The following is a 12241-nucleotide window of genomic DNA, read 5'->3' as shown; positions in this document are numbered from 1 at the left end:
CTGAAAATAAAAACGGGCGGCCTGAGCCACCCGTCTTTTTATGCAGTTGACAGCTTAGATCGCCCAGCCGCCCGCGTAGAACGCCACCAGCGCGACGGCAATCACCACCGTACCGATGTTCAGCTTGCGCCATTCGCCTGAAACCACACGGCCAATCACCAGGGAGGCGAAACCGATCATGATGCCGGTAACGATGTTACAGGTCAGCACGATGAAGACCGCCGTGATGAGGCCAGCCATCGCATCAACGAAGTCGGCAAAATCAATTTTCGCCACGTTGCTCAGCATCAGCAGGCCAACGTACATCAGCGCAGGGGCGGTAGCGTAGGCCGGCACCAGATACGAAAGCGGAGCAAGGAACAGGATCAGCAGGAACAGCACGCCAATGGTGACAGCCGTCAGACCGGTTTTACCGCCTGCCGCTGTACCCGCCGCCGATTCGATGTATACCGCCGCCGGGGCTGCACCCACCAGGCCCGAGAAGACGCTGCTCAGGGAGTCGGTGGTCAGCGCTTTGCCGCCATCGATAATCTGACCATCTTTATCCAGCAGGTTAGCCTGACCGGCTACCGCGCGGATGGTGCCGGTGGCATCGAAGACCGCGGTCATCACCAGCGCCAGCACGCTTGGCAGCACCACGGGATTCAGCGCGCCCATGATATCCAGGCTGCCGATCAGCGATTTGCCGTTTTCATCACTCAGGGAAGGCATCGCGAACACGCCGGAGAAGTGCACGGCAGGATCGAAAATCAGGCCAACAATAGAGACGCCAATGATGGTCAGCAGGATGCCGCCCGGCACTTTCAGTTTTTCCAGACCGATGATGACCGCGAGGCCAATCAGCGACATGATCACCGGGAAGCTGGCGAAATTACCCAGCGCAACCGGCAGACCGTCCAGCGGGTTTTTGATAACCAGGCCCACGCCGTTAGCGGCAATCAGCAGCAGGAACAGGCCGATACCGATCCCCGTTCCGTGCGCAACGCCCTGCGGCAGATTGCGGAGGATCCAGCTGCGGATACCGGTGGCAGAGATGATGGTAAAGAGCACACCCATCAGGAACACGGCGCCCAGCGCAACCGGGACGCTGATCTGCTGGCCCAGCACCAGGCTGAAAGCGGTGAAGGCAGTCAGCGAGATAGCACAGCCGATCGCCAGCGGCAGGTTAGCCCACAGACCCATCACGATAGAGCCGACACCGGCAACCAGACAGGTAGCGACAAAGACTGCCGCCGGTGGGAAACCGGCTTTGCCCAGCATGCCCGGCACGACGATCACCGAGTAGACCATGGCCAGGAAGGTCGTCAGACCGGCAACGATCTCCTGACGTGGGGTACTGCCGCGGGCAGAAATTTTAAAGAAGGCGTCGAGTGAACCGCCGGTACGCGCAGATGGCGTAGACATAGAAAACATCCCCTGAAAATTATAATTGTCGTCTGTCAGCGTGACGGACACTCCACGACCGGCAAAACGTCATATCCATGTGCTGCGTTTATGACAAATAGGGGCGTCATAAAAAAAGCAAACGTTTAGCTTTGCGCTGACAAAACGGGTGTAAAAATGAAGGCAAACGATTATCCGGTCTAAACGCGGGCCTTTTCAACTTAACTTTGACGTTTTTCGCCAAATTGCGTGCGAGGCGGTGAAGAAGTGAGCAGAGTATGCGCAAACGTTATCGTGAATGCGCAATTTGATAACATTTTCATGGTTCGCCAGGGATTTCGAACGGACCGCCCTGCTGGATCGCCCGCTGCCAGGCGGGACGCATTTCGACGTTTTTCTTCCAGGCTTGCAGGCGAGGCAGATCCTCTATACCGCCACGTTCAAGCAGGGCGAAAACGGGAAAGCTCATCTGCACGTCCGCCATGCTGAGATGATCCCCGGCGAACCAGCGGTGATCCGCAAGTGAGGACTCCAGAAAACGGGCGTGGGTTTCCAGCTGACGGTTGAGATACGCCTTCTGCACCCCCTGCCCCAGCACCTTGCCAAGCGAACGCAGGCCAAACGGGATGGGCGGTTTACCGAGGCTGGCAAAGACCAGCTTCATCAGCAGCAGCGGCATCAGCGAGCCTTCCGCGTAATGGAGCCAGAAACGGTATTGCAGCTTCAGCTCGCGATCCTGCGGCTTTAACTGAGAACCGTGGTCGTAAGTCTCCTGCAAATATTCGAGGATAGCGCCCGATTCCGCCAGGATCAGGCCGTTGTCCTCCAGCACCGGGGATTTCCCCAGCGGATGGACTTTGCGCAGCGTGGCGGGGGCCATCATGGTTTTATCGCGCTGATAACGAACGATCTGGTAAGGCAGAGAGAGCTCTTCCAGCGCCCAGAGCACGCGCTGCGATCGGGACTGATTGAGGTGGTGGACCGTAATCATCGTTATCTCCAGTTAGATGTACTCACTAACTATAGAAAATTGCACAACCCGGCGAAAAAATTTTGCCGAGATTTTGCGCGATGAGGCTGGAAAACCTGATGCTGCGGCCTAGACTTAAATTGTCAGCACAAACCGGAACCTCCACCAGATGCTCGACTGAGGGGTGTTGATGTCGGGGGAAACCCTCCTGTGAACCAGCGGGATAGAGAGAAAGACAAAGACCGGGAATAAACTAAAGCGCCCTGTTGTGGCGCTTTAGTTTTTTATGCGCCGGGCTAATCCTCTTCCAGCAGTCGCGCGCCGGTTCCCTGTTCGCCCAGCTTATCCCCCGGGTTACGCAGCGGGCAGTCGCTGCGCGACAGGCATCCGCAGCCGATGCAGCCGTCCAGTTCATCACGCAGCGCCACCAGGGTATGAATACGCCGGTCCAGCTCATCGCGCCACTGGGAGGACAAGGCTTTCCACTCCTTCGCGCTCAGGGTATGCCCCTCCGGCAAAATGCCGAACGCCTCGCCGATGGTCGCCAGCGGAATGCCAATGCGCTGGGCGATCTTAATGATGGCGACATAGCGCAGCACGTCGCGGGTATAGCGCCGCTGGTTGCCGGTGTTGCGGATGCTCTTAATTAACCCTTTGCTTTCATAGAAATGCAGTGCGGAGACCGCCACGCCGCTACGCCTTGCCACCTCGCCCGGGGACAGCAGCGGTTTAATCCGCGGTAATTTCTTTTCCATAAAACCTCTTTACCTCAAGTTAACTTGAGGAATTATACTCGCCCGCAGACAAAACCACGAATCAACCGATACAGGTGTATCCAGAGAGAGGCTACTCTATGTCGCATCAACAAATTATTCAGACACTTATTGAATGGATGGATGACCATATCGATCAACCTTTGAGTATCGATGTGGTGGCTAAGAAGTCGGGTTACTCGAAGTGGTATTTACAGAGAATGTTCCGCGCGGTCATGCACCAGACGCTGGGCGAGTACATTCGTCAGCGCAGATTATTGCTGGCTGCCCAGGCGCTACGCACCACCCAGCGGCCCATTTTTGATATCGCGATGGATTTAGGCTATGTCTCCCAGCAGACCTTCTCCCGCGTCTTCCGCCGCGAGTTTGATCGCACCCCCAGCGACTATCGCCATCAGCTCAACTAGTGGCTATGGGCAAGGGCTGCCGCGACGGGCTGATGTTGCCAGGTCATGAAATCCTGCGGTGACATCGCCCTGGCAAAGTGCCAGCCCTGGCAATACTGCACGCCGCGCTTGTTCAGCCACATTACCTGCTCAACGGTTTCCACCCCTTCCGCGATGGTTTTCAGGCGCAGGCTCTGGGCCATTTCGATAATGTGCTCGACGATGAGATGGCTGGTGCTGTTGGTGGTCAGCGTATCGATAAAGGTCTTGTCGATCTTCAGGATGTCCACGTTCAGCGAGTAGAGGTTGTGCAGGTTGGAATAGCCGGTACCAAAATCATCAATCGCTACTTCGTATCCCGCCTGGCGGAAGGCCTGAATCACCGGCGTGGTTTTGGGGACGTCGATAAAACCGCGCTCCGTTACTTCGATCTTAATCTGCTGCGCCCGCACGTTGTAGTGCCGGGCCTTATCGGTGATCATCGCAATCAGGCGTGAAGAGTGGAAGTCCGTCGCCGAGAGGTTAATGGAGATATAGAGATGCGGGTTACAGGCCAGGAAATGGCCCAGGTCGTTGAATACTTCTTCTACGACGTAGTCGGTGATGCGTTCACTCATCCCCTCTTTTTCTGCCAGCGGGATAAACTCTACCGGACTCATTACCGGGCCGTTAAACCCCGGCCAGCGTAACAGCGCTTCTGCCCCTACACACTCATTGGTTTTGATGTCGATAATCGGCTGGTAATGCAGACAAAGCTGTCTCTTATTTAGTGCCCGATGCAATAAGCGACCCGGCGAATTAAATTCGCGTCGCGTTCGCGACCACATCAGTAAAATAATAATGCTGCTGATCATCCCCAGCGGCAGAGTTAATGTTGCCTGATGATAAAGCACTTCATAAAAGCGCTGACTGGTGGTGGAAACAATCGCGGCAATCGGACGTTTGTCCGAGCGAACGATGGTGTAAAAGCGGCCTTCGTTCTGGAAAATAGCGTCATTATCACCAGTCAGCTTTTTTAATTCATTCTCATTGGCCTGTTCGCTGATAGAGAAAAAATCGTTATTCACCGTGTCAAATACGCCCCATGCCAGGGAACGGTCTGATGACATCACTTCGCTATAGGTCAGGGGATTAACCACCACCACATAATTACCGACCTGCATATAGGTCATTTTATATCCCGCGTAAAACGGCGTATCGCGATAATAATAGATAGAGACGTCAGGCGCGCGTTGGTAATTGGCAGCAGAAATTATATAGGGGTTTTCAGGGGTGCTGGTCGTTGAACAGAGAAACTCTTTACCCTGGGCATACACCAGGTCGGCAATGTAGAGTCGTCCACGGACAACATTTAACATATATTGCCGGTGTTCCGGTGTGCAAATATCACCCGAGTATTTTTCCGCCTCATGACGGGCCAGTTCAACCTGCTGAATAACCAGTTCAGTTTTGTCTAAAGCAAGGGCAGCAAATGAGCGAAGTTGACTGCCTGTTTCGTTGACCGCGCGTTGCTGAGCAAACCATAGCGCAAGCATCACAGGTAGCAAAACTACCATGATAACCCCGACTATCTTCAGCACCTTGTCCCGTGCGTTACGATTCATTTCCGCCCTATTATCCCTGCTTTTTATGTGCCTGTAGTCATGAAGGCCGGATGCTTTGCTAAACAGGTGATTACGTTGCATGAATCATGCGAAGTTAGCAACTGACTTTTAACGCCAATAACCTAATATTTAGTTATGCCGATAATATTTGTCCGTAAGCCAAACTGAAAGTATTCGTTTCGTCTTTATTCAGAAAAATAATTATCGGACGACAAAGCCAAGCTCCCGGATTACTCAACAGAACGTTGTTGATTAAGGCAAACTACCGGGAGAGTGAAAGAAGCGCAACTTCATCATGAAATTTTGTGCTATTTATCCCGTGAGCCTCATTAAAGTGATTTATAAATAATCAACCGCGACGATTGTTTTTCCTCTTCCGCCGCGCTTGGCATCGTAAAGTGCCTTATCTGCGCTAATGAGTAGCGATGAGGTATCGCGCGGTTTTCCGCACACCTCCACCACGCCAGCGCTGAAAGAGAGGGTTAAGGATCGGCTGCCGACCTTAAGCGGCGTAAGCGAGAGCGCCTGGCGCAGCGCTATTGAGAGCTGCACCGCCGCGTCGCTGCGGGTTTTGGGCAGCAGCAGTAGAAACTCCTCGCCGCCAACCCGACCCAACGCCGAGCCCGGCGGCATCAGCGCCCGCAGGCAGTCGCAAAAATGGACCAGCGCGGCATCGCCCACCAGATGGCCCCACTTGTCGTTAATCTGTTTGAAGAAATCCAGGTCGAGCATCATAACGCAGAAGTGGCTGTCGGCCTCCTCGCGTCGGCAGGCCTCCAGCGCCGCGCCAATCTGCTGCAGGATGGCAAAGCGGTTCAGGCAGCGCGTCAGATCGTCGGTGGTGGCCTTCATATGCAGCTGCTGCTCCGCTTTCTTACGCGCAGTAATATCGAGCCCGATATTAAGGATGGAGCCGTCCGGCAGGGAGATGTTCGACCAGAGGATCGTCAGCTGCACGCCGTCCCGCCGCACCGGATGCCATTCGTACATGTCGTTCAGGGGCGTGGTATTGACCGACTCGCGCACCCGGCGGCGCACCTCAGGGTCAGGATAAAAGAGCGCCAGCGGATCGGTATGGGCGTTGATTTCCGCCATCGTCCAGCCAAATACCTTTTCGCACTCGGCATTCCATAATACGCAGCGGCTGTGCCGGTCAAACGAGTTCATCAGCACCGGTGCCCGTTCAAACAGCGTTTTATACTGGGTGATCACTCGCTGCATCTCTTTGGCCGTGCGCTCGCGGGCAACGAGACCGGTCAGATAGTCCTTCAGCTTTTCAACCAGAATTACCACCACCTCTTTCAGCACGGTGATGCTCTCTTGCGGTTGCGTAAAACCGAGGAAGAAGTAGCCGTTGCACGGGTCATGTTGCGGGGACAATTTATACAGCACGCCGCACTGTAATTGCGTATGTCCCGGATGCGAGGGAGGGAATATCAGCGTGCCTGAATTTTCTTTCCAGCAGATTACCCGCCACGCCTGGTGATGACGCTGCAATAACGTGCTGGCGAGAAAGGCTTTAATTTCCGTTGGATAACAGGTTAATTCACCAGTACTGACAAACTGCTGCTGGCCTGCTTCATCCTCCATCATTACCCAACTGAGCTGGGCGCCAAAGGTATGATTAATCGTCTGCAGGAGATCCATTAAGGTCCGCTGCGACGATAGTTTTGGCATTAATTTAGCTAATGCGTGCAGGGCCCGTGCACTGTCATTTATATTCTCTCGATTTGCTTGCTTCATCGTTTTATTCGTAGCTCGTTAACGAGATAAAAAATGTCGCAACGAATAAATCAGGGGTGCAGGGTAATTCAGTCAGCATCAATTAATGCGGCTGTAGGCCTGTCGAATAAGAACGCGTGTGTAAAATTAAAAGTACAGAAAAATAATAACCAGTTAAAACCTGATTTATTTATTACGGGCAAATTAAGTAACCGGATGAAGCATAATCTATAGCCCTGAGGCTGTAAATATTGTACATCGCCCCGTGGCCTGTACATGTTTTCTTATCTCAATGAATTATCAATGAAGTTATCGCGACTACGGCACTTAGCAGACTAAAGATATATTCTTCGGCGATATATCCACAATCATCGAGTGGTTAAAAAACGCTTTTTTCGTGCGTTTGCCCACTGGCGAATAAAAGAACAAGTGTGATATAGTTCACACATTCCGATGTAACACAAAACATCGTTTCATTTTGATGAGTCTGAGCTTGCCGATAGCCAGTTTGCCATGTCCGGGCAACGTCGCGCTATACCCGGCGGCGGTTATCTTTGAGGATCGTTTTATGGCAGCTATTACCACCGGTGTTGTCCTGGCACGCTGGGAGTTGTTGAGCGCTGTGCTGATGTTTCTGGCCAGCACGCTGAACATTCAGTTTAAAAAATCAGATTACGCGGCGCTGGCGGTGATCAGCACCTGTCTGGGGCTGGCGGCGGCATGCTGGTTTGCCACCGGCCTGCTGGGCATTACCCTGCTGGATATGGCTGCGGTCTGGAATAACGTCAAAACGATCATGGTAGAGGCGATGAGCCACACCCCGCCGGACTGGCCGATGATGTACACCTGATGCCTGCGGGCATTTACGCTGAATATAAAAAAACCCAGACGCTTGTCTGGGTTTTTTGTTTTTGCGAATCGCAGGTTCTGGCGATCAGAACGGGATATCGTCGTCGAAATCCATTGGCGGTTCGTTGGACTGCGCTGGCGCAGACGGCTGCTGCGGACGAGACTGCGCGCCGCCGCTGAACTGGTTGCCGCCCTGTGGCTGCTGAGGCTGACCCCAACCGCCCTGCTGCTGCTGGCCGCCACCTGCCGGTGCGCCGCCGCCCTGACGGCCACCCAGCATCTGCATGGTGCCGCCGACGTTGACCACCACTTCGGTGGTGTATTTTTCTGCGCCGGACTGATCGGTCCATTTACGGGTACGCAGCTGGCCTTCGATATAGACCTGAGAACCTTTACGCAGATACTCACCGGCCACCTCGGCCAGTTTGCCAAACAGCACAACGCGGTGCCATTCGGTCTGCTCTTTCATCTCACCGGTCGCTTTATCACGCCAGGATTCGGAAGTAGCCAGCGTAATGTTGGCCACTGCACCACCACTCGGCATATAGCGTACTTCCGGGTCCTGGCCCAGATTACCGACGAGAATCACCTTGTTTACGCCTCTGCTGGCCATGATCGTGTCTCCTGAAAACATTTCTGAATAGTGTAAGCGCGCGAGTGTACCATTTCCACGTGGTCTTCCGATAGTTGCGGAGCATCTTCCAGAGTTCTCACGAACTGTACATTGTTGCACACTTAATCAGAGTTTGCATTCCAATACTGTATATCCAGCCAGTTCAATTTGTGTCATAATTAGCCGTTTCTGCCGGTTGTCCTTCAAACAAACCAGGCATTCCGTGTATCTACCTACCGGGAAAGGTGAATGGATAAGATCGAAGTTCGGGGCGCCCGCACCCACAATCTCAAGAATATCAACCTCGTCATCCCTCGCGACAAACTGATCGTCGTGACCGGGCTGTCAGGCTCAGGCAAATCTTCTCTGGCTTTCGACACGCTGTATGCCGAAGGACAGCGTCGTTACGTTGAATCGCTCTCTGCTTATGCGCGTCAGTTCCTGTCGCTGATGGAAAAACCGGACGTCGACCATATCGAAGGGTTGTCGCCGGCTATCTCTATTGAGCAGAAGTCGACCTCCCATAACCCGCGCTCCACCGTCGGTACCATCACCGAAATCCATGACTACCTGCGTCTGCTCTATGCCCGCGTAGGCGAGCCGCGCTGTCCGGACCACGACGTCCCGCTGGCGGCGCAGACCGTCAGCCAGATGGTGGATAACGTGCTGGCGCAGCCGGAAGGCCGACGCCTGATGCTGCTTGCGCCAATCATTAAAGAGCGTAAGGGCGAGCACACCAAAACGCTGGAGAACCTGGCAAGCCAGGGTTATATCCGCGCCCGTATCGACGGCGAAGTGTGCGATCTCTCCGATCCGCCGAAGCTGGAGCTGCAAAAGAAACACACTATCGAGGTGGTGATCGACCGCTTCAAGGTGCGTGACGACATGACCCAGCGCCTGGCGGAGTCGTTCGAAACCGCGCTGGATCTCTCCGGCGGTACGGCGGTGGTCGCCGATATGGACGATCCGAAAGCGGAAGAGCTGCTCTTTTCCGCCAACTTCGCCTGCCCGATTTGCGGCTACAGCATGCGCGAGCTGGAACCACGTCTGTTCTCGTTCAACAACCCGGCGGGCGCCTGCCCGACCTGTGATGGCCTGGGCGTGCAGCAGTACTTCGATCCTGACCGGGTGATCCAGAACCCGGAACTGTCGCTGGCTGGCGGCGCGATCCGCGGCTGGGATAAGCGTAACTTCTACTATTTCCAGATGCTGAAGTCGCTGGCGGAACACTATAAGTTCGACGTCGAAGCGCCGTGGGGCAGCCTGAGCCCAACCGTGCACAAAGTGATCCTGTCCGGTTCCGGCAAAGAGAACATCGAGTTCAAATACATGAACGATCGCGGCGATACGTCGGTGCGCCGTCATCCGTTCGAAGGCGTGCTGCACAATATGGAGCGTCGTTACAAAGAGACGGAATCCAGCGCGGTGCGTGAAGAGCTGGCGAAGTTCATCAGCAACCGCTCCTGCGCCACCTGTGACGGCACCCGCCTGCGTCGCGAAGCGCGTCACGTGTATGTAGAAAACACGCCGCTGCCGACCATCTCAGACATGAGCATCGGCCACGCGATGGACTTCTTCAACAACCTGAAGCTCTCCGGCCAGCGGGCTAAAATCGCCGAGAAAGTGCTGAAAGAGATCGGCGATCGCCTCAAGTTCCTGGTCAACGTCGGCCTGAACTACCTGACGCTTTCCCGCTCCGCAGAAACGCTCTCCGGCGGCGAAGCCCAGCGTATCCGTCTGGCGAGCCAGATTGGTGCGGGTCTGGTGGGCGTCATGTACGTGCTGGATGAACCCTCTATCGGTCTGCACCAGCGCGACAACGAGCGCCTGCTCGGGACGCTGATCCACCTGCGTAACCTTGGCAACACGGTGATTGTGGTTGAGCACGATGAAGACGCCATCCGCGCGGCAGACCACGTGATCGACATCGGTCCGGGCGCTGGCGTCCATGGTGGTGAGGTGGTGGCGGAAGGGCCTCTGGACGCCATTATGGCGGTACCGGAATCCCTTACCGGCCAGTACATGAGCGGCAAGCGGAAGATTGAAGTGCCGAAACAGCGTGTCCCTGCCGACCCGGAAAAAGTGCTGAAACTGACCGGCGCGCGCGGCAACAACCTGAAAGACGTCACGCTCACCCTGCCGGTCGGCCTGTTCACCTGCATTACCGGGGTGTCGGGTTCCGGTAAATCAACGCTGATTAACGACACCCTGTTCCCGATTGCGCAGACTCAGCTTAACGGCGCAACCCTGGCTGAACCGGCGCCGTATCGCGAGATCCACGGCCTGGAGCATTTCGACAAGGTGATCGATATCGATCAGAGCCCGATTGGCCGCACCCCGCGCTCCAACCCGGCCACCTATACCGGCGTGTTTACGCCAGTACGTGAACTTTTTGCCGGCGTGCCGGAATCGCGTTCACGCGGCTATACGCCGGGCCGCTTCAGCTTTAACGTGCGCGGCGGACGCTGTGAAGCCTGTCAGGGCGATGGGGTGATCAAAGTTGAGATGCACTTCCTGCCGGATATCTACGTGCCGTGCGACCAGTGCAAAGGCAAGCGCTATAACCGCGAAACGCTGGAGATTAAGTACAAAGGCAAGACCATCCACGAAGTGCTGGATATGACCATCGAAGAAGCACGCGAGTTCTTTGATGCCGTCCCGGCGCTGGCGCGTAAGCTCCAGACCCTGATGGATGTCGGTCTGACCTACATTCGTCTGGGCCAGTCGGCGACCACGCTGTCGGGCGGGGAGGCGCAGCGCGTGAAGCTGGCGCGTGAGCTCTCCAAACGCGGCACCGGTCAGACGCTGTACATTCTGGATGAACCGACCACCGGTCTGCACTTTGCCGATATCCAGCAGCTGCTTGACGTGCTGCACCAGCTGCGCGATCAGGGCAACACCATCGTGGTGATTGAGCATAACCTGGACGTGATTAAAACCGCGGACTGGATTGTCGATCTCGGCCCGGAAGGCGGCAGCGGTGGCGGCGAAATCCTGGTTTCCGGCACCCCGGAAACCGTCGCGGAGTGCGAAGCCTCGCACACCGCCCGCTTCCTTAAACCTCTTCTGAAGTAGTTACACTGACAGCTGCTGCCGGGTCATCTCCGGCAGCAGTTCCACCGCCTGCTTGTAAGACGCATCCACCAGATAGTAAATCTGCGAATCCGGAATCGACCCGTCCAGATAGACCGTGCTCCAGTGCGCTTTATTCAGGTGCTTGCTGGGACGCACGTCGTTGTGCTGCTGGCGCAGCAGATCCGCCAGTTCAGGGCTGGTTTTTAGCGAGGCCGCCGGACGCCCCTCCACATCTTTCACCATCGCAAACAGCACATCTGCGACCTTAATCTGGGTGGCCTTCCAGTCGCTGTGCACGCTTTGCTCCGCACCTGGCTTGTTCATGCAGTACTGAAGTATCTCCGAAATTGTCATCATTATTCCCCTTGTAGCGTGGCGATGATTTTGCGCGACCCGCCGTGGATACGATGTTCTCCCAGCCAGATCCCCTGCCAGGTGCCGAGCTGCACGCGCCCGTGATTCACCGGCAGCAGCAAAGAGACGCCCAGCATGGAGGATTTAATATGGGAAGGCATGTCGTCTGGCCCCTCGTCATCATGTTCCCAGCGGGCATTATCGGGAACGGATTTGAGAAAATGCTGTTCCATATCGGAACGGACGGTAGGATCGCAATTCTCATTAAGCGTGAGAGAGGCTGACGTGTGTTGCAGCAACAGATGCAGTAAACCGACGTTGATGCGGGGAAGATCGCGGATCTGTCCAATGACCTCGTCCGTCACCAGATGAAAACCGCGAGACCTGGCGCGCAGGGTCAGGGTTTGCTGATACCACATGTGCTGCTCCGTTTTGCAGGATAATCCTTCTAAGTGTGCAGCAATACGACGAAAGGTAAAACCCGTAGCGGGTAAATCTGCTTAAAAAGTGTT

General features: G+C 55.3%; 11 protein-coding genes. 3 read left to right on the top strand and 8 right to left on the bottom strand.

What is annotated here, in order from left to right; genetic code table 11:
• Positions 1 to 54 precede the first annotated feature (54 nt).
• The 3 genes from ghxP to soxR form a co-directional block, all read right to left on the bottom strand.
• Positions 55 to 1404: a guanine/hypoxanthine transporter GhxP gene (gene ghxP, locus FHN83_RS13110; protein WP_039031954.1), complete on the bottom strand. Its 1350-nt coding sequence runs from the start codon at positions 1402 to 1404 to the stop codon at positions 55 to 57.
• Between the two features lie 298 nt (positions 1405 to 1702).
• Positions 1703 to 2374: a glutathione S-transferase family protein gene (locus FHN83_RS13105; protein WP_039031953.1), complete on the bottom strand. Its 672-nt coding sequence runs from the start codon at positions 2372 to 2374 to the stop codon at positions 1703 to 1705.
• A 275-nt stretch (positions 2375 to 2649) separates the two neighbouring features.
• Positions 2650 to 3108 (bottom strand): redox-sensitive transcriptional activator SoxR, encoded by a 459-nt coding sequence (soxR, locus tag FHN83_RS13100; RefSeq protein ID WP_039031952.1) that lies wholly within the window; start codon positions 3106 to 3108, stop codon positions 2650 to 2652.
• A gap of 98 nt (positions 3109 to 3206) precedes the next feature.
• On the opposite strand from soxR, the gene soxS reads away from it, so the two are divergent.
• The gene (gene soxS, locus FHN83_RS13095) at positions 3207 to 3533 is read left to right on the top strand and encodes a superoxide response transcriptional regulator SoxS (RefSeq protein WP_039031951.1); all 327 of its coding nucleotides are present in this window, start codon (positions 3207 to 3209) and stop codon (positions 3531 to 3533) included.
• Here the strand turns inward: soxS and FHN83_RS13090 are convergent.
• The gene (locus FHN83_RS13090; protein WP_139563990.1) at positions 3530 to 5116 is read right to left on the bottom strand and encodes an EAL domain-containing protein; all 1587 of its coding nucleotides are present in this window, start codon (positions 5114 to 5116) and stop codon (positions 3530 to 3532) included. The genes soxS and FHN83_RS13090 overlap by 4 nt on opposite strands.
• Positions 5117 to 5455: 339 nt before the next feature.
• A complete protein-coding gene (locus tag FHN83_RS13085; protein ID WP_139563989.1) occupies positions 5456 to 6859 on the bottom strand; it encodes a sensor domain-containing diguanylate cyclase in 1404 nt (467 codons plus the stop codon).
• Between the two features lie 547 nt (positions 6860 to 7406).
• Between FHN83_RS13085 and FHN83_RS13080 the strand changes: the two genes are divergently transcribed.
• Positions 7407 to 7688, top strand: coding sequence for a YjcB family protein (locus FHN83_RS13080; RefSeq protein WP_039031948.1), 282 nt, complete (start codon positions 7407 to 7409; stop codon positions 7686 to 7688).
• Positions 7689 to 7772: 84 nt separating this feature from the next.
• On the opposite strand, the gene ssb1 is transcribed toward FHN83_RS13080, so the two are convergent.
• A complete protein-coding gene (gene ssb1, locus FHN83_RS13075) occupies positions 7773 to 8300 on the bottom strand; it encodes a single-stranded DNA-binding protein SSB1 (protein ID WP_039031947.1) in 528 nt (175 codons plus the stop codon).
• Between the two features lie 249 nt (positions 8301 to 8549).
• Between ssb1 and uvrA the strand changes: the two genes are divergently transcribed.
• Positions 8550 to 11375 carry an excinuclease ABC subunit UvrA gene (gene uvrA / locus FHN83_RS13070; RefSeq protein WP_138370030.1) on the top strand — a complete coding sequence of 942 codons (2826 nt, stop codon included), beginning with the start codon at positions 8550 to 8552 and terminating at the stop codon, positions 11373 to 11375.
• Here uvrA and FHN83_RS13065 read toward each other — a convergent pair whose 3' ends face one another.
• Entirely contained in the window at positions 11376 to 11729 is a 354-nt protein-coding gene (locus FHN83_RS13065) for an MmcQ/YjbR family DNA-binding protein (RefSeq protein WP_039031945.1), read from the bottom strand. It abuts the gene before it with no gap.
• Between the two features lie 2 nt (positions 11730 to 11731).
• A complete protein-coding gene (locus FHN83_RS13060) occupies positions 11732 to 12148 on the bottom strand; it encodes a secondary thiamine-phosphate synthase enzyme YjbQ (protein WP_138370029.1) in 417 nt (138 codons plus the stop codon).
• Between the last annotated feature and the right edge of the window lie 93 nt (positions 12149 to 12241).

It is taken from the genome of Leclercia adecarboxylata (genome assembly GCF_006171285.1).
Classification (GTDB): Bacteria; Pseudomonadota; Gammaproteobacteria; order Enterobacterales; family Enterobacteriaceae; genus Enterobacter; species Enterobacter barmai.
This window is presented reverse-complemented; position numbering and strand designations above follow the sequence as displayed.